The sequence below is a fragment of the Streptomyces amritsarensis genome (assembly GCF_001953875.1).
GTDB classification, from domain to species: Bacteria; Actinomycetota; Actinomycetes; order Streptomycetales; family Streptomycetaceae; genus Streptomyces; species Streptomyces amritsarensis.
Genome location: NZ_MQUR01000007.1, coordinates 50,062 through 71,193, shown reverse-complemented (window position 1 = coordinate 71,193; position 21,132 = coordinate 50,062). Strand labels below are relative to the sequence as shown.

The following is a 21,132-nucleotide window of genomic DNA, read 5'->3' as shown; positions in this document are numbered from 1 at the left end:
CCCCCTCGGGCTGTCACGGGCCGGTCAGCCGAGGCGCTTGACCGCCGCCTCCACGCGCTCGTCGGTGGCGGTGAACGCCACGCGTACGTGGCGGGCGCCGGCCTCGCCGTAGAAGTCGCCCGGCGCGACCAGGATGCCCAGGTCGGCGAGGTGGGCGACGGTGTCCCAGCAGGGCTCGTCCCGGGTCACCCACAGGTAGAGGCTCGCCTCGCTGTGCTCGACGCGGAAGCCGTGCGCCTCCAGAGCCGCGCGGAGCGCCGTCCTGCGGGCCGCGTAGCGCTCGCGCTGCTCCGCCACGTGCCGGTCGTCGCCGAGGGCCGCCACCGTGGCCGCCTGGACCGGTGCGGGGGTCATCATGCCGCCGTGCTTGCGGATCTCCAGGAGTTCGCCGAGCACGTCCGCGTCACCGGCGATGAAGGCCGCCCGGTAGCCCGCGAGGTTGGAGCGCTTGGAGAGGGAGTGGACCGCGACGATGCCCTCGTAGGAGCCGCCGCACACGTCGTCGTGGAGGACGGAGACGGGCTCGGCCTCCCAGCCGAGCTCCAGGTAGCACTCGTCGCTGAAGAGCAGGATGCCGTGCTCGCGCGCCCAGGCCACGATCCGCACGAGCTCGTCCTTGCCGAGGACCTTGCCCGTGGGGTTGGAGGGGGAGTTGAGCCACAGCAGCTTCACACCGGCCGGGTCGAGCTCGGTGGGGTCGTCGTAGACCACCGCCTCGGCGCCGCACAGCCGGGCGCCGACCTCGTACGTCGGGTAGGCGAGGCGCGGGTAGGCGACCTTGTCGCCGGCGCCGAGCCCGAGCTGGGTCGGCAGCCAGGCCACCAGCTCCTTCGAGCCCACGACCGGCAGGACGTTGCGGTGGCCCGCGGCGCTCGCGCCGAGCCGGCCGCGCAGCCAGCCGGTGAGGGCGTCGCGCAGGGCCTCCGTGCCCCACACCGTCGGGTAGCCCGGGGAGTCGGCGGCTTCGACCAGGGCCTGCCTGATGAGCTGCGGGACCGGATCCACGGGAGTGCCGACGGACAGGTCGACGATGCCGTCCGGGTGGGCCGCCGCCGTCTTCTTGTACGGCTCCAGCTTGTCCCAGGGGAAGGCGGGAAGACGGTCGGATACTGCGGCCACGGTGGTCTCTGCTCTCTCTCGGTACTGGCTGGTAGCGGGTCGGAAAACACCGCGGTCCCGTGCGGCGGGAAGGCCGTACGGGACCGGGGGGCGCTTCTGCCGTGAAAGGTCAGTGCTCGCCGTTGATGCCGGCGGGCAGCCCCGCGACGAAGGGGTGATCGCGCTCGATCAGGCCCAGCTTGGAGGCACCACCGGGCGAACCGAGCTCGTCGAAGAACTCGACGTTCGCCTTGTAGTAGTCCTTCCACTCTTCCGGAGTGTCGTCCTCGTAGAAGATGGCCTCGACCGGGCAGACCGGCTCACACGCACCACAGTCGACGCACTCGTCCGGGTGGATGTACAGGGACCGCTGGCCCTCGTAGATGCAGTCGACGGGGCACTCTTCGATGCATGCCTTGTCCTTGACGTCGACACAAGGCTCCGCGATGACGTAGGTCACGCTCTCGTTCCTCCTCGGTAGGGCTTTCCATATCGCGCGGGAGCGCGGCGTCGTCGATGCCCGCACCTAGTATCTCCGTTCCCGGGCACGATCCGAACAGGAGGGGCGGACAGAGCTGTGGAAATCACTGCCGGAGGACTGCTGGGGGTCCGAATCACCCCGGCTGACGTGGGTAAACGTGTCTCTGTACGACGGGTGGAGACCGGACTGAGCGGATCACCCGAGTTCACGGACACGGTCGGTGTTCTCACATCCTGGGACCGGGGTGTGCTGCTGATCACAAAGAAGAACGGACAGTCCGTCCGCATCCCGGAATCCTCGCTGGTGGCGGGCAAGGTCGTGCCCGCGGCGCCGGCCCGGCGGCGGGGGCCGGCGGCCTCGTTCGAGGAGCTGACGAGGGTCTCGGCGCGGGCCTGGCAGCCGCTGGAGAGCGAGCCGCTGGGCGGGTGGACGCTGCGGGCGGCGGCCGGGTTCACCCGGCGGGCGAACTCCGTCCTCCCGATGGGCGAGCCGGGCATACCGCTGGACGATGCACTCGCCCGAGTGACCTCCTGGTATGCGGAACGAGGACTTCCGGCCTATGTGCAGGCCGCCACGGGCGCCGCCGGGACTCAGGAGCTGCTCTGCGCGGAGCTGGAGCGCCGGGGCTGGGCGTCCGAGGTGTCGGCGGAGGTGCGGATCGGGGCGCTGGCCCCGGTGGGCGACGTGGACGCGCCCGCGAGCGAGTCCGTGACTCTGGCCCGTGTCCCGGACGAGGAGTGGCTCGGGCGCTACGGGAGGGTCTCCGACCCGGACGTGGCCCGGCGGGTCCTGGTGGAGGGGCCTTCGGTGTGGTTCGCCTCGCTGCCCGGCGGGCGGGCGATCGGACGGTGCGTGGTGGACGGCCGGTGGGCCGGCTTCGCGGCGGTGACGGTCGATCCGCAACACCGGCGGCAGGGGCTCGCGACGGCCGTGATGGCCGCCCTGGCGCGGCGCGCGCTGGAGGAGGGCGCTTCGGCGGCGTGGCTGCAGGTCGAGACGGACAATCCGGGGGCGCTGGCGCTGTACGACCGGCTGGGCTTCGCGACGCACCACACCTACCACCACTTCCGGGCGGCCCCGTGAGCACGCCGGACTGGCGTCGGCAGTTCGCGGAGCAGGCCCGCTCGGAGCGGCCCGACCTGGCGCTGATGTGCCTGCTGCTGGCGGCGGAGGCCGATCCGGAGCTGGACGAACGCGCCATGGACTGGGCGCAGATCGAGCTGGACCGGCTGGCCGGGATGCTGCCGTACGGCCTGCGGAGCGGGGCGGCGTGGGCCTCGGCGGTGACGGAACTGCTGGGCGGGCGCCTCGGGTTCCACGGCACCCCGGCGGACTACGAGCGGCTGTCGTCCTCGCTGCTGCACGAGGTGCTGCGGCGACGGCGCGGCCTGCCGATCCTGCTGTCGGTGGTGTGGCTGGAGGTCGCCCGGCGGGCGGGCGCGCCCGTGTACGGGCTGGGCCTGCCGGGGCACTTCGTGGTGGGCTTCGGCGACCCCGAGGAGGGGGTGGTGGTCGACCCGTTCGCGGGCGGCGCCTCCCTGGGCACCGGACCGGCGGAGCTGGCGTCGGGGCCCCGTACGCCGGCCCGGACGCTGGACATCGTGCTGCGGATCCTGACCAACATCCGGGCATGGGCCTCGACCCGCCCGGAGCAGTCGGGTGTGGCCCTGTGGGCGCTGGAGCTGTCGCTGCTGCTGCCGTCGCATCCGGCGTCGCTGCGCTACGAGCGGGCGCGGCTGCTGGTGGAGCGGGGTTCCTTCCGGGAGGGCGCGGCGGAGCTGGACGCGTACGCCGAGGTGGTGTCGGCGGTGGACGCCGACGCGGCGGCCCGCATCCGCGCCGAGGCCGTCTCGGCGCGCGCCCTGCTGAACTGACCGCTGCCCGGCGGTGCCGCGGAGGCGAGACATGCGGCCCGCCCCGGCCGAGCCCCCGCTCCACCAGGATCGGCAGCCCACCGGAGCCGACCTCCACCGGCCGGGTCCCCACCAGGACCGGCTTCCACCGGGGTAGGTGACCTGGGCCAAGGCCCCGCCGAGGCGAGGTTCCGCAGGGGCAGGGTCCCGCCAAGGCAACGCCCCACCGGGGCGGGGCTCCACTGGGGCGGGATCCCGCGGGGGCGGGGTCCCACGGGGCAGGGCGCCCCGCCCAAGCAACGTCCCATCGGGGCCGGGGCCCGGCAGGGGGCCAGGCCCCACCGGGGCCGGACGCCCGCCAGGGCACGGTCCCGCCAGAGCAGGGTCCCGCCGAGGCAGGACGTCCGGGCGAGCAGCGTCCCACCGGGGCAGGGTCCAGCCAGGGCAGGGCGCCCACCGGGGCAGGGCGCCCGCCGGGGCCGGGCGCCCACCGGGGCCGGGCGCCCACCGGGGCCGGGCGCCCACCGGGGCCGGGCGCCCACCGGGGCCGGGGCCCCGCCGGGGCGGGGAGTCGGTCGGCGTCGTGGGGGCGGGCGTTCTCCTGGCGGGTGTCAGCTCGGGTCGGTGTCGATGACCACGGTCCGCTCGGCCGCGGTCTTGCCGCGCAGGGCCTTGCCCAGCGCGCCGGCGACGTCCTGCGGGGTGACCGCCGTCTTGGCCCCGGTACCGCGGGTGATCATGACGCCGTCGAAGGTGTTCCCGTAGGTCGCCTTGAGCGCCTCCAGGTCGAACTTCTCCGTGAGCCTGCCGTCCACCGCCTGCATGCTGAGGATCTTGGGCAGCGACAGCTTGCCGAAGGCGATGGACTTGGTACCGGCCTTGACGGTGGCGTTGGCGGACATCGCCGGCTCCGCGAACTCCTTCATCGCACGGTCGAGTTCGGCCTGCCCCACGACCGGTTCCCTGGTCACGGTCGGCAGCTGCACGACGGCCGCCTTGCCGGTGCCGACCTGGTCGCGGAAGGCCTTGGTGACGAGGTCGACGGAGCCGTCCACGTCCAGCGCCGTGCCGGCCTTGCCGGGGACGGCGACGGCCTTGCCGCCTTCGAACGTGATCGTGCCCTCGGTCACGGAGCCCGCCGCGCCGGCGAGTTCCTGGAGCGCGACCTGGAGCTTCTCCTCGTCGACGGGCATCACGGCGTCGGCCACCCGCTCGTTGCCGAGGAGGGAGCCGATGACCGTGACGGGGTTGTAGTCGCTGCCGGCCGCGTTGCGGACGGTGGTCTGGGCGTCCAGGGTCAGGCCGGCCTTGTCGGGCTTCAGCTCGACCGGCTTGCCGCCGACGCTCAGCTGGAGCGGCGCCCCGGCACGGGTGCCGAAGGCCGTCTGGAGCTTGGAGACCGCCTCGTCGCGGCTGCCGCTGATGTCGACGCCGAGGACGGTGGTGCCCTTGGGGACGTCGGAGTGGTTCAGGAGCAGCCCGGCGCCGTAGGCCACGCCGACGAGCGCCACGATGCCGCCGCCGACGAGGACCAGCTTGGAGCGGCCCTTCTTGGCGGGCTTCGCGGCGGGCTTCGCCGCGGCCTTCTTGTCCGCGGGCGGCGTGGCCCGGGGAGCGGCCGGCGCGGGCGCCGGTACGGGCGTGGGCAGCGGGCCGTCCAGATCGGGGCCGGGCCAGCCGGCGGCGTCCGCGGCGGCCGGGCCGCCGGCGGCGGGGCCGGAGCCGAAGCCGGGGCCGCCCGTCGTGGGGCCGGCGGGCCCGCCGGAGTGGCTGTCGTAGACGGGGAACGCCTCGGTGGACGGGCCGCCGTCGCCGTGGCCGGTGCCGTACGCCGGGAAGCCCTGGGTCGCTCCGACGCCGGGGCCGCCGGGCATCGGGGCCGCCGGGAGGGGAGCCTGCGGCTGGGCGTAGCCGGTGCCGTAGTCGGCGACGGGCGGCGCGGTGCGCGGCGGCGCGTACGCGGCGTCCGGCTCCGGCGGGGCCTGGAAGTTCTGCGGGGGCGCGAAGCCGGCGCCCGGCACGGGCGGCGGGGTCGGCGTCGCACCGGGCACCCGCTTGGCGAGCGGCGGCGCCGGGGCGGCCTGCGGCATCTGCGCGGCGGCGGGCGCCGCGGGCGCGGGAGCGGGGGCGGGCGGCTTGCGGGGCGCGAACCAGTTGCTGGCGGCCGGCTCCTCGGCCTGCGCCGGGGCCGGGTCCGGCTCGGGCGCGGCCTCGACACGGGTCGGCCGGGGCCCCGGACGCTGCGCGAGCGGGACCCTGTCCTGCTGCGCGGGTCCCTGCTCCGGCTCCGGCGGGGTCTGGGACCCTCCGCCGGACGTGCCGGAGTTGGTGCCCATCGACTTGCGCACGACGACCGGCGGGATCGGCCGCGAACCGGGGATGTTGATCCGGATCCGGGTCGTCAGGGTCGTCTCGGTCTTGGGCCCGTCGGATTCGGGCGTGGACGGATTCGAGGTCACAGGGTTCTCCTCCGGGGCGGTCGCCGCGCCAGGCCCGGGTGGCACAGTCGTGGACGGGTACTGGCCGGTTCCGTACGGCGGCGTACCCGAGGGGTAAGCGGCTCCACCGTGCCCCTTGGGCCCGGAGGACGAACTGTCGGTTTCACGACTCAAGGCAGGTTCTCCCGGTTGGCTCCGCCGCCCGTCATACCGTGCGCGGGCAGCTCGGCGGCCCGTCCACCATACTGGCCGCCGCCCGCGCGCAACTGACTGCGGCGGATCAGGGGTTCCTCACGGGACCCGCCAAACCCCCCTGAAGCGCCCCGAGAGCCCCGGCCCGCCACCGGGGCCGGACTCCCTACGAGGTCCGACACCACGTCACTTGACGGGCCGGGAGGCCGAAACCTGCCGATCGGCCGGAAGGCTGACCGTGGCACACATCACAGCCAGCACCGTTCCACCCAAAAGGTAGGCGTACATGCCGATTCCGGACGAACTGAGGAGGAAGTCCCCCTCGGGGCGCGGGACACCGAGCATCACGTAGGCGAGGAACCAGCCGACGGCGCCGCCGCCCACCCCGAGGGCGGTCCCGAGGGCGATCCGGCCGCCGAGGAACAGGCCGAAGAGGGCCAGCAGCGCGAGCAGCAGCCCGCCGGGGAACCACAGGTCCACGACGAGCCAGCCGGCCACGCCGGTCAGGGCGCCCAGCACCAGCAGGCCCAGGCAGCCGGCGATCCGGCCCGCCGTCAGGGTGCCGGTCACGCCTCAACCCCCGCGAAGAGGTCGTGTTCGCGCTCGCCCGCCGCGGCGCCCGGCCGGCCCTCGACCAGTTCGTAGTATTCGCGCGCGAACAGCGGCTGCGCCAGGTCGTTGGAGAGGGCGAAGAAGGTCCCGTCCACGGCGATCTGGGTGGCATGGGCGCGCATCGCGGCGGTCTTGGCCGCGACGAGGGCCTCGTCGGCGTCGATCTCGGCGGTGATCCGCCCGTCGTCGACGACCCCCGGCACGTCCTCGGGCGAGGCGAGCCCCGGGAAGGACACCTCGGCCCCGGCGGCGGCCAGCCGCGCGAAGCCCTCCTCGACCACCGAGAGCGGGACGCGGTTCCAGTAGATCTTCCCGATCGTGTGGGGGTCGCCCAGGTCGCGCCGGTACGCGCTCTCCGCGGCCAGTTCGGCGGCGCGCATGGCGACGCGGTGGGCCTGGATGTGGTCGGGGTGCCCGTAGCCGCCGTCCGGGTCGTAGGTGACGAGCACCTGCGGGCGCAGCTCCCGGATCACCTCCACGAGGTACGCGGCGGCCTCGTCCACGTCGGCGGACCAGAAGGCCTCCGGGCGGCGGTTCTGCGGGGCGCCCATCATCCCGGAGTCCCGGAAGCGGCCGGGGCCGCCGAGGAACCGGTGGTCGTGGACGCCCAGTTCGGCCATGGCGGCGGCGAGCTCGCCGATCCGGTGGGCGCCGAGGGCGTCGTCGCGGTCGGCCGCCAGATGGGCGAGGCCGGGCGGGATGACCTCGCCCTCCTCGCCCAGGGTGCAGGTCACCAACGCGACGTGGGCGCCCTGGGCCGCGTACTTGGCCATGGTGACGCCGTTGTTGATCGACTCGTCGTCGGGGTGCGCGTGCACGAAGAGCAGACGACGGGCGGGAAGACCGTTCATGGGCCTAGCGTAGGGGGTGCCCCGCGCCGGCCCCGGCCCGCCCGCCCTGCCCGGCGGGCCCCGGCGCGGACGTCGGGGCGCGCCCTAGAACTTGATGCCGCTGATCATGCTCGCCACGTTCGAGGTGAGCTGACTGAGGGTCGGGGCGATGGTGGAACTCGCCAGGTAGAAGCCGAGCAGCACACAGACCACCGCGTGTCCCGCCTTCAGGCCCGCGCGGCGGACCAGCAGGAAAACGATGATCGCCAGCAGCACCACGGCAGAGATCGAGAGTGCCACGGCGTTTCACCTCCACGTCGAGCGGACATCGGTACGCGCATTCGTGCTCGGCGAGAGTCATACCCACCGTGCGCTACGGATCATAACTATCCGTGCCAGCGCATCGATCGAAATCCGGCAGCACGAGGGGCGCATGCCGCGCATGTGCGGGGTCACGGAAAGGCCGGCCGGGGAGCGATTGCGCCCCCCGGCCGGCTGTCGGCACCCGCACGGCCGCACGGCACCCAGGCTGCATGCCCCAGATCTCGGGGCAGAAACGGTCAAGTTGCCCTCAGGTAAACCGTGTTGGGCCGTCGCGCCGCTCCTGCAGCCGGCACATGACGGGTGGCCGGAAATCGCCGGTCTGTGGATAAACCGTCTCAGTCCGTGTCCTGCTCCGCGCCTCCGCCGGGCCCTTCCGGCGGCACGTGCGGGACCACCCGCTTCTCCGCCGCGAAGTGGCACGCCGAAGGATGCGCCGCCGGGCCGGAGGGGAACACCTCGGGAACCGCCAGCAGCGGAACCTCGGCCGCGCAGCGGTCCCGGGCCTTCCAGCAGCGGGTGCGGAAGCGGCAGCCCGAGGGCGGATCGGCCGGGGAGGGGACGTCACCGGAGAGGATGATCCGCTCGCGGTGGGCACGGGCCTGCGGGTCGGGGACCGGCACGGCCGAAAGCAGCGCCTGCGTGTACGGGTGGGTCGGGTGCTCGTAGATCTCGGTGTCGGTGCCGATCTCGACGACCCGGCCGAGGTACATGACGCCGACCCGGTCGGAGATGTGCCGGACGATCGACAGGTCGTGCGCGATGAAGACGTAGGACAGGTCGAACTCGTCCTGGAGCTTCTCCAGCAGGTTGACGACCTGCGCCTGGACGGAGACGTCCAGGGCGGAGACCGGCTCGTCGGCGACGATGATCTCCGGCTGGAGGGCCAGGCCGCGGGCGATGCCGATGCGCTGGCGCTGGCCGCCGGAGAACTGGTGCGGGTAGCGGTTGATGTACTCCGGGTTCAGGCCCACCACGTCCAGGAGCTCCTGGACCCTGCGGCGCCGGTCGCCCTTCGGGGCCACCTCGGGATGGATCTCGTACGGCTCTCCGATGATGTCGCCGACCGTCATGCGCGGGTTCAGCGAGGTGTACGGGTCCTGGAACACCATTTGGATGTTGCGGCGGACGGCCTTCAGCGCCCGCCCGGACAGCCGGCTGATGTCCTCGCCCTTGTACGCGATCGAACCGGCGGTCGGCCGTTCCAGGTTGACCAGCATCCTGGCGACGGTGGACTTGCCGCAGCCGGACTCCCCCACGATGCCCAGGGTCTCCCCGGCGTGCAGGCCGAAGGAGACCCCGTCGACGGCCTTGACCGCGCCGACCTGCTTCCTGAAGAGGATGCCCTGGGTCAGCGGGTAGTGCTTGACCAGGTCCTTCACCTCAAGAAGGGGCTCAGCCATGGAGGCACTCCTTCCAGAAGTGGCAGGCGCTGGCCCGCGCGACGGGCGACTCGGTCACCGGGTACAGCGGCGGGACGTCGCTGCGGCACACCTCCCGCGCCATCGGGCAGCGCGGGTTGAAGGCGCAGCCGGGCGGGATGCGGAGCAGGTTGGGGGGCAGGCCCTTGATGGCGTAGAGCTCCTGGCCCTTCTGGTCCAGGCGCGGGATGGAGTCGAGCAGGCCGCGCGTGTACGGGTGCGCGGGCGCCTTGTAGATCTCGTGGACGGGGGCCGCCTCGACGATCCGGCCCGCGTACATGACCGCGATCTTGTCTGCGACGTCGGCGACCACGCCGAGGTCGTGGGTGATCAGGATGAGGCCCATGTTGAACTCCCGCTGGAGCTCGGCGAGCAGGTCCATCACCTGCGCCTGGACGGTGACGTCCAGGGCCGTCGTCGGCTCGTCGGCGATGATCAGCGAGGGCTCCAGGGCCAGCGCCATGGCGATCATGATGCGCTGGCGCATGCCGCCGGAGAACTGGTGCGGGTAGTCCCCCACGCGCTGTTTCGCCGCGGGGATCCTCACCCGGTCCATCAGCTCGACGGCCTTGGCCCGGGCGTCCTTGCGGGACATCCCGCGGTGGACCTCGTACATCTCGCCGAGCTGTTTGCCGACGGTCAGCACCGGGTTGAGGGAGGACAGCGCGTCCTGGAAGATCATCGCCATCTCGGCGCCGCGGATCCGGCGCCGCTCGTCCTCCTTCATCTTCAGCAGGTCGCGGCCCTTGAAGAGGATCTCGCCGCCGGCGATCCGGCCCGGCGGCACGTCCAGGATCCCCATCACGGCCTGGGCGGTCACGGACTTGCCGGAGCCGGACTCGCCGAGCACGGCCAGCGTCTCGCCCGCGTCCACCGCGTAGGCGACCCCGTTGACCGCCTTCGCGACTCCGTCGCGCGTCTTGAATTCCACGTGCAGGTCTCGGACCTCGAGCAGCATGTGCGGGGCTCCTCAGCGCAGCTTGGGGTCGAGGGCGTCGCGCACCGCGTCGCCGAGCATGATGAAGGCGAGCACCGTGATGCTCAGCGCGCCCGCGGGCCACAGCAGCATGTGCGGGGCGTTGCGGATCTGCGAGGCCGCGTTGGAGATGTCGATGCCCCAGGAGACGGTGGGCGGGCGCAGGCCGACGCCGAGGAAGGACAAGGTCGCCTCCAGGGCGATGTACGTGCCGAGCGCGATCGTGGCGACGACGATGACGGGCGCGACGGCGTTGGGCGCCACGTGCCGCAGCAGCATCCGGGCGTTGCCGGCGCCCAGGGCCCGGGCCGCTTGGACGTAGTCGTTCTGCTTGGCGGTGATCACCGAGCCGCGGGCGATGCGGGCGATCTGCGGCCAGCCCAGGAGCACGATGAATCCGACGACGGGCCAGACGGTGGTGCTGGTGACGACCGAGAGGAACACCAGGCCGCCGAGCACGACGGGGATGCCGAAGAAGATGTCGGCGACCCGGGAGAGCAGGGAGTCCCCCCAGCCGCCGAAGAAGCCGGCGAGGCCGCCGAGGGCGGAGCCGAGCAGGGCGGCGCCGAGGGTGGCGCAGACGCCGACGGTGATGGAGGCGCGGGCTCCGTAGACGGTGCGGGTGTAGACGTCGCAGCCCTGGGTGTCGTAGCCGAAGGGGTGGCCGGGGGCGGAGCCCTGCTGGGACTTGGCGAGGTCGCACTGCAGGGGGTCGCCGCTCGCGATGAGCTGCGGCCAGATCGAGATGACGACGAGGAAGAGGATGAGAGCTGCGGAGATGACGAAGACGGGGTTGCGGCGCAGTTGGTGCCAGGCGTCGGACCACAGGGAGCGGGGCCGCTCGCGGGGGCCGCCGGCGCCCGGTCCGGCGGTCTTCTCGATGCCTTCGACGCTCTCGGCCTCGTCCAGCGCGAGATCCATGGGTCCCCCTTGGCCCGTGGGTGAGACCGCCTCCTTCGGGCGGGGCCCGACCGGGTCGTAGCCGGCGGGTTCGGGGCGCTCGGGATCAGGCATAACGGATCCTCGGGTCCAGGACCGCGTAGAGCAGGTCGACGAGCAGGTTCGCCAGCAGGAAGACGATGACGAGGATGGTCACGAAGCCGACGACCGTGGGCGAGTTGTTGCGCAGGATGCCCTGGTAGAGCTGGTAGCCGACGCCGTGGATGTTGAAGATCCGCTCGGTGACGATGGCGCCGCCCATCAGGGCGCCGATGTCGGTCCCGATGAAGGTGACCACCGGGATCAGCGAGTTGCGCAGCAGGTGGCGGGTGACGACGCGGCTGCGCGGCAGGCCCTTGGCGGTGGCGGTGCGGACGTAGTCGGCCTTGACGTTCTCGGCGATGGAGGTGCGCGACAGGCGCGTGACGTACGCGAGGGAGACCAGCGCGAGGACGATGCCGGGCAGGATCAGCTCGTTCAGCGGGGCGTCCGGGGAGACGGTGGGCCGCACCCAGCCCCATTTGACGCCGAAGAGGTATTGCAGGAGGTAGCCCGTCACGAAGGTGGGCACCGAGATGACCACGAGGGTGAGCACGAGCACGGAGGTGTCGACGGTCCGGCCGCGGCGCAGGCCGCTGATCACGCCGAGGGTGATGCCGATGACGATCTCGAAGAAGATCGCGACCAGGGTCAGGCGCAGGGTGACGGGGAAGGCGCCGGCCATCAGCTCGGTGACGGACTGTCCGTTGAAGGCGGTGCCGAAGTCGCCCTGGAAGATCGCGCCCATGTAGTGGAGGTACTGCTTCCACAGGGGTTGGTCGAGGTAGAGGTCCTTGCGGATGCGGGCGGCGGTGGCGGGGTCGGGGGCCTTGTCGCCGAAGAGGGCCGCGACCGGGTCACCGAGCGCGTACACCATGAAGAAGATCAGGAACGTGCTGCCGATGAACACCGGGATCATCTGGAGCAGCCGCCGGATCACATAACGTCCCATGGAGTGCTCCATGCTGTTGGCGGGCGCGGCCGGCCCCCCGCGGGGCGGGGGGCCGGGATCCTGGTGGGGGTCAGATCACCTTGATCTGGTCGTAGACCGGGACGCTGAACTGGTTGAGGGCGACGTCCTCGAGGCGCTCGGAGTAGCCGGCGCTGCCGTTCTGGTACCAGAGCGGGATGGACGGCATCTGCTCGGCGAGGATCTTCTCCGACTCCTGGAAGGCGGCGATGGCCTTCGCCGGGTCGCTCTCCCGGTTCGCCTGGTCGACGAGGTCGTCGAACTGCTTGTTGCTGAACTTCCCGTAGTTGGAGGACGCGCCGGTGTAGTAGAGCGGCTGCAGGAAGTTCTGGATCAGCGGGTAGTCGGCCTGCCAGCCGGAACGGAAGGGGCCGGTCAGCTTGTAGCTGCTCTGCTGGTTGCGGAAGTCGGCGAAGGTGCCGACCGGGTTGACCGTGCAGACCGGGCCCTCCCCCAGCGCGTTGTTGACGCTGTTGCAGACGGCGTCCATCCAGTCCCGGTGCGAGCCGGTGTCCACGTTGGAGGTCAGCGTGACCTTGCCGCCCGGCAGCCCGCCGCCCTCCTGGATGAGCTTCTTGGCCTCGGCCGGGTCGTAGACGCAGGCGTCGCCGCAGACGGTGGCGGAGAAGCCGCCCTTCTCGCCGAGGGCCGGCGAGGTCCAGTCCTTGGCGGGGGTGCGGGTCTCCCGGAAGATCTGCTTGGTGATCTCGTCGCGGTTGATGGCCCGCGAGATCCCCTGGCGGACCTTCTCCATGCCCGGCTTGCTCCACTGCGGGTCGTACAGCGGGAAGGTGAGGGTCTGGATGATGAGGGCCGGCTGGTTGATGTACCGGTCGCCGAGGTCGTTTCGGACGTTCTTCAGCTGCTGCGCCGGGACGTCGTCGACGAGGTCGAGGTTGCCGGAGATCAGGTCGGTGTAGGCGGTGTTGTTGTCGGTGTAGACCTTCAGGTCCACACCGCCGTTCTGCGCCTTGTCCTCGCCGGGGTACGCGTCCCACTTGCGCAGCTTCATGCCGGTGCCCTTGGTGTACGAGTCCACCGTGTACGGGCCGTTGCCGACCGGCTTGTCCAGCCAGGCGGTGTGGTCGGTGAAGAAGGCCTTGGGCAGCGGGGAGAAGGCCTGGTAGCCGAGGGTCTCCGGCCAGGTGGAGAACGTGTCCTTGAGGGCGACGGTGAAGGTCTTGGGATCCTTGACGACCAGTCCGGACATCGTCTTGGCCTTGGGTTCGCCGGACGCCGGGTGCACGTCGTCGTAGCCGACGATGTCGGAGAAGAACGGCGAGTTGTTCTGCTTGTTGCGCACGTCCGCGCCGTAGTTCCAGGCGTCCACGAAGGACTGCGCGGTGACCGGCTCGTCGTTGCTGAACTTCCAGCCGTCCTTCAGCGTGATGGTGAAGTTCTTGCTGTCCGTCGTCTGGATGGACTCGGCGAGCATGTTCTTGGCCTCGCCGGTCTCGGGGTCGTAGCGCTTGAGGCCGCGGAAGAGCATGTCGAGGACCTTGCCGCCCTGCACCTCGTTGGTGTTGGCGGGCTCCAGCGGGTTCTGCGGGTCGCCCCACGACGAGCTGATGATTCCCGCCTCGCCGCCCCCGCCGCTGTCGCTCCCGCCGCCGCAGGCCGTCGCCGCGAGGGCGACGGCCACCGCACATGCGGCCCACTTGGCGTGGGTGGCTCCGCGCATCGAGTGCCTCCTATGGCTCCCAAGACTCACTTAGGGGCCAATGTCACCCTATGAGGGGTGTCGCACACGCATGGTTGGACCGATTGCACCCGCGCGTCCCGCCCCTGTCACCCCTGGGGGTGCAAAGCCAGCTCCCAGGCGTCGACGCCGTAGTGCAGGGCCATGCCGTGCGCCTCGTAGAGCGCGAGTGCGCCGGTCGCGTTGTGGGTGTCCACGCCGAGGCCGATGGTGTCGCGGCCGCGCGCCGCGTAGGCGGCGAAGGCGTGGCGCAGCAGGAATCCGCCGACGCCCCGGCCGCGCACGTCCTTGGTGACACCTATGTGGCTGATCCAGGCCATGCTCGTGCGGTCGTCCCGGGTGAGCAGCACGGCCACGTCGCCCTCGCCGGGCAGGCTCGCGATCCACACCAGCGACCAGTCGAGCCCGCGGCCCTCGATGTGGTCCAGCCAGGTCTCGTACGGGCGGTCCACATGGCCGAAGTGGTCGGCGAAGGTCTTCTCGACCAGGGCGTGGACGCGGTGGCGGTCGGCCTCGTCGTCGCCGCAGTGGCGCAGGGCGAGCCCCGCGGGCGGGGCGGGCGCGAGGTCGGCCGTCCCGGACAGGAACCGGGTCATGACCTGGTAGCGGCGGATGGTGCGGTAGCCGCGTCCCGAGAGGAGGGCGAGGTCGAGGGTGGGTTCCACGTTGAGCTGGAGCCGCAGGACTCCCGGCCCGGCGTTGATCTCGCGGGCCCGGTCCTCCATGCGCTCCAGCAGCAGGACCGCGGCCTCGTGGTGCCCGGGCAGTACGTAGTGGTCGGCGTCGACCCGGCCCGGCCCGGAGTCCGCCCAGACGAGGGCGTAGGCGACGAGCCGGCCGTCCTCGAAGGCCAGCCAGGAGTCGGTGGCGAGGTCCACGTCGGGGGCGTTGAGGTCGGACTCGACGGTGCCGAGGTCGGTTTCGGGCCGACCGATCTCGATCATGTCGACGGCGTTGAGCAGGGCGCAGATGTCAGGCGCGTCCCCGGGGCCGGCGGGCCGTACGGTGATGGTCATTGCGTCACTCTCGGGCCCGCGATCCCCGGGTCGCAACCGGTTTCCGCGGGGCGGGGCGCACCACACCGGATACGGCGAACGGCCGGTCCCCGACGCCGTGGGGCGCCGGGGACCGGCCGTTTCGAGCGTGCGCGGATCAGACGGCCAGGATGGCCTTCTCCTCGGCGAAGTGGCACGCGGACTCGTGCGCCGCCGGGGTGTCGACGCCCTTGAAGCGCTCCGGGATCGCCAGCAGCGGCTCCTCGGTGGAGCACTTGTCCTGGGCCTTCCAGCAGCGGGTGCGGAAGCGGCAGCCCGACGGCGGGTTGGCCGGGGACGGTACGTCACCGGTGAGGATGATGCGCTCGCGGGACTCGCGGACCTCGGGGTCCGGGACCGGGACCGCCGACAGCAGCGCCTGCGTGTAGGGGTGCGTCGGGTGGTCGTAGATCTGCGCGTCGGTGCCGATCTCGGCCATCTTGCCGAGGTACATGACGCCGACGCGGTCCGAGATGTGCCGGACGATCGACAGGTCGTGCGCGATGAAGATGTAGGAGAGGTTGAACTCGTCCTGGAGCTTCTCCATCAGGTTGATGACCTGCGCCTGCACCGACACGTCGAGCGCGGAGACCGGCTCGTCGCAGATGATGATCTCCGGGTTGAGCGCGAGGCCGCGGGCGATGCCGATGCGCTGGCGCTGGCCGCCGGAGAACTGGTGCGGGTAGCGGTTGATGTACTCGGGGTTCAGGCCCACCACGTCCAGGAGTTCCTGGACCTTGCGGCGCCGGTCGCCCTTCGGGGCCACCTCGGGGTGGATCTCGAAGGTCTCCCCGATGATGTCGCCGACCGTCATGCGCGGGTTCAGCGAGGTGTATGGGTCCTGGAACACCATCTGGATGTTGCGGCGGACGGCCTTCAGCGCACGGCCGGACAGCTTGGTGATGTCCTGGCCCTTGTAGAAGACCTCGCCGGCGGTGGCCCGCTCCAGGTTCATCAGGAGCTTGGCGACCGTGGACTTGCCACAGCCGGACTCGCCCACGATGCCGAGGGTCTCGCCCTGGTACAGGTCGAAGGACACGCCGTCGACGGCCTTGACCGCGCCGACCTGCTTCTTGAAGAGGATGCCCTGGGTCAGCGGGAAGTGCTTGACCAGGTTGCGGACCTGGAGGATCGGCTCGCGCTCGGTGGTCGTCTTGCTGAGCTCAGCCATGGATCTGGTCCTTCCAGAAGTGGCACGCGCTCCCGCGGCCGGGCAGTTCGGTGCCGTCCAGCTCGGTGACCGGGTGCAGGGCCGGGATCTCCGTACGGCAGATGTCCTGCGCCTTGGGGCACCGGGGGCTGAAGGCACAGCCCGCCGGGATGCGGAGCAGGTTGGGCGGCAGGCCCTTGATCGCGTAGAGCTCCTGGCCCTTCTGGTCCAGGCGCGGGATCGAGTCCAGCAGACCCCGGGTGTACGGGTGCGAGGGGCGCTTGTAGATCTCGTGGACCGGAGCGGTCTCGACGATCCGGCCCGCGTACATGACCGCGATCTTGTCCGCGACGTCGGCGACGACGCCGAGGTCGTGGGTGATCAGGATCAGACCCATGTTCATCTCGCGCTGGAGCTCCGCGAGCAGGTCCATGACCTGGGCCTGGACGGTCACGTCGAGAGCCGTGGTGGGCTCGTCGGCGATGATCAGGTCCGGCTCGAGGGCCAGCGCCATGGCGATCATGATGCGCTGGCGCATACCGCCGGAGAACTGGTGCGGGTAGTCGCCCACGCGCGCCTTGGCGGCGGGGATCTTCACGCGGTCCATGAGCTCGATGGCCTTGGCCTTCGAGTCCTTCTTGGACATGCCGCGGTGGACCCGGAACATCTCGCCGAGCTGGTCGCCCACCGAGTAGACCGGGTTCAGGGAGGACAGCGCGTCCTGGAAGATCATCGCCATCTTGTCGCCGCGGAGCTTGCGGCGCTCCTCGTCGGACATCTTGAGGATGTCCCGGCCGTGGAAGCGCACCTCGCCGCCCGCGACGCGCCCGGGCGGGCTGTCGAGGATGCCCATGATCGCCTGCGCGGTGACCGACTTGCCGGAGCCGGACTCGCCGAGCACGGCGAGGGTCTCGCCGGCGCTCACGCTGTAGCTCACGCCGTTGACGGCCTTGGCGACCCCGTCACGGGTCTTGAACTCGACCTGGAGGTTGTCCACCTCCAGCAGCGGCACGGCGGACCCGCCGCCCGTCTCCGCAACGCTGAGAATCTCCGACGTCGTCACGCCGCCACCTTCGTCCTGCTTGCTGATGTTGTCTCGGAGCATCGGGCGGCCCTACCGCAGCTTCGGGTCGAGCGCGTCGCGCAGGCCGTCACCGACGAAGGCGAAGCCGAGCACGGTGACGACCACGAAGAAGCTCGGGTACAGCCACAGGTAGTCGTGGACGCCGATGAAGGCCTGACCGGCCGCCAGCATGTTGCCCCACTCCGGAACGTCGACCGGGACACCGGCGCCGAGGAAGGAGAGGGCCGCGACGCCGATGATCGTGGTACCGACGTTGAACGTCGCGTAGACCAGGACCGGGGTCAGCGAGTTGGGCAGGATGTGCGTGCGGACGATCCGGCCGCCGCTGGCGCCGAGCGCCTTGGCCGCGTGGACGTAGTCCATCTCGCGCACCGACAGGATCGAGCTGCGCAGTAGTCGCGAGACGGTCGCCCACGAGAAGACCGCGAGCGAGATGATCACCGGGGTGATGCCGCGGCCGGTGACCAGGATGATGACGACGGCGCCGATCATCAGCGGGAACGCGAGGAAGACGTCCGCGATGCGCATGACGAGGGTGTCGGCGAAGCCGGCGAAGTAGCCGGCGATGGCGCCGAGGGCGACACCGATCAGCACGGCGAAGAAGATCGAGGCGAGGCCGACGAACATGGCCACGCGGGTACCGGCTATGAGGCGCGAGAACATGTCGCGGCCCAGGGCGTCGGTGCCCATCCAGTGCGCGGCGTTGGGCGACGCGAGGGTGTTCTCCAGGTCCTGCGCGCCGGGATCGTACGGCGTGAACATGCTGCCGAAGATCGCGGTGATGAACAGCAGGGAGATGATCACGAGACCGACGACGGCCAGCTTGTTCTGGACGAAGCGGTGGCGGATCTCGCCCCACTGGGTGAGCTGCTTGGGGGTTGCTTCGGGGGCGGCCGGGGTGGCCGGGACGGGGCTCTCGTCCCCGATCGCCGGGCTCTTGACGAGCTCAGACATGAGGAAATCCTCCTTGGGGGCGGTCAGCTGAGGCGGATACGCGGGTCGAGGGCCGCGTACAGCAGGTCCACGATGAGGCTGAGGACGACGAAGATGGCGACGCTGTAGGTCACCACGCCGATCACGATCGGGTTGTTCTGCTGCTGGATCGCCTGAACCAGTGCCAGACCGACACCGTCCCAGTTGAAGATCGCCTCGGTGATGAGCGCGCCACCGAGAAGTGCGCCGAACGAAATGCCCAGGTAGGTGACGACCGGGATGGACGAGTTGCGGAGCACGTGCTTGAAGAGCACGCGACGGCGCGGAAGTCCCTTGGCCACGGCGGTCTTCACGTAGTCGGCGCGCAGCACCTCGAGCATCGTGCCGCGGGTGAGGCGGGCGACGAACGCGATGTCGGTGATGGCGAGGGTGACTGCGGGAAGAACCATGCCTTCGAGCTTGTCTCCACCGAGCTGCGGGAACCATTGCAGTTCGACCGCGAACCACTTCATGAGCAGCATGCCGATCACGAACGTTGGGAATCCCACCGCCATGGTCGTAAAGAATGTCGTGGCCATGTCCAAGATGCTGTATCTGTACAGGGCGGCGATGATGCCGACACCCATACCGAACACCGTGACGAGAGCGATGGCCAGCAGGGCCAGCTTCGCGGTGTTCGCCAGCTTGGGGCCGAGGATCTCGGACACCTCGCGGCGCTGGATGAAGTCCTCGCCGAGGTCTCCGGTCGCGACCTTCGACACGTAGTTCACATACTGCTCGGGCAGCGACTTGTCGAGCCCGTAACGCGCCTTGAGCTCCGCGACCACCGCTGGGTCACGAGCCTTGTCGCTGCCTGCGATCGAGCCCACGGGGTCACCGGGGAGAACGAAAAGACAAGCGAACAGAACCATGGTCGCGCCGATGAGGACTATGACCATCTGCCCGAGGCGACGGGCGACGTACCTTCCCATGTTTGTGCCTCTCTACCTGGCCGCTTCTGGGAGCAGCGGCCTCCGGCCCATGGAAACGGGCCGGCTCTCGGCCGGCGGGGATTGCCCGCGGATGTGAGGGGTGCCGAAGTAAAAACGGCCTGCCGAGCGGGGCCGCGGCCCACCGGTCACCCGGGGGCCGCGGCACGTTCGCTCCTGACGGATATACCGTCCGAACCGATTACTTCTTGAGCGAGATCTTCTCGAGGATCGGGTCCTCGTTGAAGTTGATGTCGTCCAGACCGTTGAACTTGTCGGTCGCCATCAGGCGGAACTGGGAACGGTTGAAGGTCGGGATGAGGGCCATGTCCTCCATGGCGATCTTCTCGGCCTGCTTGTACAGCGCGATGCGCGCGGCCTCGTCCTTGGTGGCGCGGGCCGTGTCGACGAGCTTGTCGAACTCGGGGTTGTTGTAACGGGCGCGGTTGTCACCGACCACGTTGCCCTCGGCGTCCTTGTTCATCGACGTCGAGTGCAGCAGCGGGAAGAGGAAGTTCTCCGGGGTCGGGTAGTCCGCACCCCACGCGAAGCGGTAGATGCCGCTGGCGGTGGCACCCTGCTGCTCCTTGAGCAGACCCGGGAAGTCCTTGCCGTCCAGCTTGACCTTCAGGCCGAGGACGTCCTCGAGCTGACGCGCGACGGCCTGGACCCACTCTTCGTGGCCCGCACCGGTGTTGAAGGAGAACTTGATCTCGGTACCCGGCTTCAGGCCCGCCTTCTCGGCGTGCTCCTTGGCCTTGGCGACGTCCTGCTTGACGCAGGAGGTGCACAGGTCCTTCTGGTAGGCCTTCGGGAACGCCGGCGGCACGATGGTCGTCGACGGGGTCTGGAAGCCCTGGAAGACACCCTTGGCGATGGCCTGGCGGTCGATCGCGTAGGAGATCGCCAGACGGGCGTCCTTGCTGTTGGTCGGGCCGTTGTCACCGATCGGCAGAACGTAGTTCATGCCGTTGGTGTCCTTGGCGAACCACTTGTTCTGCGGCTTGAACTTCGCCTCGGCCGTCTTCAGCATCGGCGTCGGGATGTGCGCGTAGTCGAAGGTGCCGGCCTGGAAGCCGTCGTACTCGAGCTGGTGCGCGGTCTTGTCGTTGAGGAGGGTGACCTGGACCTTGTCCAGCTTCGCCTTCGTCAGGCCGTAGTCGTCGTTGCGGACGAGGTTGATGGCCTTGTTGTGCTCCCAGCTGCCGTCCATCTTGAACGGGCCGTTGCCGATGGGGGCCTCGCCGAACGCCTTGTCCTCTTCGCCGACCTTGGCGACCTTCGGGACCGGGCTGTAGGCGGTGTGCGCCGTCTTCAGCACGAACTCGCAGTCGGCCTTGGAGAGGTCGACCTTGATGGTGTGCGGGTCCGGGGTGGTGACACCGGAGAAGGTCTTGGCAGAGCCGTCCTGCAGCTGCTCGTAGCCCTTGATGCCGGCAAGGTGGTACGCCACGTCGGACGCGGCGGCCTTGTGCGCGGCACGCGCCCAACCGCGGGCGAACGCCTCGGCGTCGACGACCTCGCCGTTGGAGAACTTGGTGTCCGGCTTGACCTTGAAGGTCCAGGACGTGCAGCCCTCGTCCGAGCTCGCCGACTCGGCCAGCGCGGGCTCGGCCAGGCCGTCCGGCGTGTTCGAGTACAGGCCGGTGAACAGGGCGTTCGACAGCAGGATGCCCGTGGACTCGTGGGCGCGCCCCGGGTCGATGGTGTCCGGCTCCGTGCTGCCCAGGCGGAACGTACCGCCGCCGGCAGCGCTGCCCTTGTCCTTGCTGTCACCGTCACCGCCGCCACAGGCGGTAGCGGCCAGGGCGACGACAACCGCGCCCACGACCCACTTGGCGCTCTTGGCACCGCGCATGGGTTTCCTCCTCATGAGTCCACTGATCGACTTGAGGGGCATGAAAACCTCGCCGACACCCCTGACGGCGAGTGGTTTCCTGCCCATAGTGTGCTCGTGAGTCGGCGCGATCCCCACATCGCGTGACCCATTGACCCGAGCTCAATGGAGCCATCCTCAAGTACCGCCAGGCCGTAAACCACACTTAAGTGGTCTCGTTTTCACAACATCGATCCGCGGCAGAAACCCGAAATCCG

At 70.5% G+C, this 21,132-nt stretch carries 19 protein-coding genes; 2 read left to right on the top strand and 17 right to left on the bottom strand.

The genetic code is table 11. The annotated features are described in order from the left end of the window. Window positions 1-24 precede the first annotated feature (24 nt). The gene (gene dapC / locus AVW11_RS05175; protein WP_030853376.1) at window positions 25-1,119 is read right to left on the bottom strand and encodes a succinyldiaminopimelate transaminase; all 1,095 of its coding nucleotides are present in this window, start codon (window positions 1,117-1,119) and stop codon (window positions 25-27) included. A gap of 109 nt (window positions 1,120-1,228) precedes the next feature. Continuing rightward, complete coding sequence (gene fdxA, locus AVW11_RS05170) at window positions 1,229-1,558, bottom strand: ferredoxin (protein ID WP_030027294.1); 330 nt, start codon at window positions 1,556-1,558, stop codon at window positions 1,229-1,231. Between the two features lie 117 nt (window positions 1,559-1,675). Between fdxA and AVW11_RS05165 the strand changes: the two genes are divergently transcribed. Both AVW11_RS05165 and AVW11_RS05160 read left to right on the top strand, forming a co-directional pair. Continuing rightward, entirely contained in the window at window positions 1,676-2,662 is a 987-nt protein-coding gene (locus AVW11_RS05165; RefSeq protein WP_076043380.1) for a GNAT family N-acetyltransferase, read from the top strand. Between the two features lie 65 nt (window positions 2,663-2,727). Further along, entirely contained in the window at window positions 2,728-3,453 is a 726-nt protein-coding gene (locus tag AVW11_RS05160; RefSeq protein ID WP_078096312.1) for a transglutaminase family protein, read from the top strand. 590 nt (window positions 3,454-4,043) lie between these two features. Here the strand turns inward: AVW11_RS05160 and AVW11_RS05155 are convergent. The 15 genes from AVW11_RS05155 to AVW11_RS05085 form a co-directional block, all read right to left on the bottom strand. Then, window positions 4,044-6,044, bottom strand: a complete 2,001-nt coding sequence (locus AVW11_RS05155; protein WP_076043378.1) for a peptidoglycan binding domain-containing protein — start codon at window positions 6,042-6,044, stop codon at window positions 4,044-4,046. A gap of 204 nt (window positions 6,045-6,248) precedes the next feature. Further along, window positions 6,249-6,632: a DUF6113 family protein gene (locus AVW11_RS05150; protein ID WP_030853364.1), complete on the bottom strand. Its 384-nt coding sequence runs from the start codon at window positions 6,630-6,632 to the stop codon at window positions 6,249-6,251. Next, window positions 6,629-7,525, bottom strand: coding sequence for an N-acetyl-1-D-myo-inositol-2-amino-2-deoxy-alpha-D-glucopyranoside deacetylase (gene mshB / locus AVW11_RS05145; protein ID WP_060176690.1), 897 nt, complete (start codon window positions 7,523-7,525; stop codon window positions 6,629-6,631). The genes AVW11_RS05150 and mshB overlap by 4 nt, the downstream gene beginning before the upstream one ends. Window positions 7,526-7,609: 84 nt before the next feature. Next, window positions 7,610-7,804, bottom strand: a complete 195-nt coding sequence (locus tag AVW11_RS05140) for a hypothetical protein (protein ID WP_030036986.1) — start codon at window positions 7,802-7,804, stop codon at window positions 7,610-7,612. Between the two features lie 359 nt (window positions 7,805-8,163). Next, a complete protein-coding gene (locus AVW11_RS05135) occupies window positions 8,164-9,228 on the bottom strand; it encodes an ABC transporter ATP-binding protein (RefSeq protein ID WP_030853358.1) in 1,065 nt (354 codons plus the stop codon). Further along, window positions 9,221-10,204 carry an ABC transporter ATP-binding protein gene (locus tag AVW11_RS05130; protein WP_030853355.1) on the bottom strand — a complete coding sequence of 328 codons (984 nt, stop codon included), beginning with the start codon at window positions 10,202-10,204 and terminating at the stop codon, window positions 9,221-9,223. The genes AVW11_RS05135 and AVW11_RS05130 overlap by 8 nt, the downstream gene beginning before the upstream one ends. A gap of 12 nt (window positions 10,205-10,216) precedes the next feature. Then, entirely contained in the window at window positions 10,217-11,236 is a 1,020-nt protein-coding gene (locus tag AVW11_RS05125; RefSeq protein ID WP_030853352.1) for an ABC transporter permease, read from the bottom strand. Further along, window positions 11,229-12,152, bottom strand: coding sequence for an ABC transporter permease (locus tag AVW11_RS05120; RefSeq protein WP_060176689.1), 924 nt, complete (start codon window positions 12,150-12,152; stop codon window positions 11,229-11,231). The genes AVW11_RS05125 and AVW11_RS05120 overlap by 8 nt, the downstream gene beginning before the upstream one ends. A gap of 70 nt (window positions 12,153-12,222) precedes the next feature. Beyond that, window positions 12,223-13,851, bottom strand: coding sequence for a peptide ABC transporter substrate-binding protein (locus tag AVW11_RS05115; RefSeq protein WP_030853346.1), 1,629 nt, complete (start codon window positions 13,849-13,851; stop codon window positions 12,223-12,225). Window positions 13,852-13,958: 107 nt separating this feature from the next. Then, entirely contained in the window at window positions 13,959-14,885 is a 927-nt protein-coding gene (locus AVW11_RS05110) for a GNAT family N-acetyltransferase (protein WP_076043377.1), read from the bottom strand. Window positions 14,886-15,021: 136 nt separating this feature from the next. Then, window positions 15,022-16,074: an ABC transporter ATP-binding protein gene (locus AVW11_RS05105; RefSeq protein ID WP_030853340.1), complete on the bottom strand. Its 1,053-nt coding sequence runs from the start codon at window positions 16,072-16,074 to the stop codon at window positions 15,022-15,024. After that, window positions 16,067-17,158, bottom strand: a complete 1,092-nt coding sequence (locus AVW11_RS05100; RefSeq protein WP_078095022.1) for an ABC transporter ATP-binding protein — start codon at window positions 17,156-17,158, stop codon at window positions 16,067-16,069. Before AVW11_RS05100 ends, AVW11_RS05105 begins: the two co-directional genes overlap by 8 nt. A 9-nt stretch (window positions 17,159-17,167) precedes the next feature. Next, the gene (locus AVW11_RS05095; RefSeq protein WP_030962581.1) at window positions 17,168-18,091 is read right to left on the bottom strand and encodes an ABC transporter permease; all 924 of its coding nucleotides are present in this window, start codon (window positions 18,089-18,091) and stop codon (window positions 17,168-17,170) included. A 23-nt stretch (window positions 18,092-18,114) separates the two neighbouring features. Beyond that, window positions 18,115-19,008 (bottom strand): ABC transporter permease, encoded by an 894-nt coding sequence (locus tag AVW11_RS05090; protein ID WP_234331132.1) that lies wholly within the window; start codon window positions 19,006-19,008, stop codon window positions 18,115-18,117. A gap of 232 nt (window positions 19,009-19,240) precedes the next feature. Further along, window positions 19,241-20,896 (bottom strand): peptide ABC transporter substrate-binding protein, encoded by a 1,656-nt coding sequence (locus tag AVW11_RS05085; protein WP_225884924.1) that lies wholly within the window; start codon window positions 20,894-20,896, stop codon window positions 19,241-19,243. Window positions 20,897-21,132: the final 236 nt, after the last annotated feature.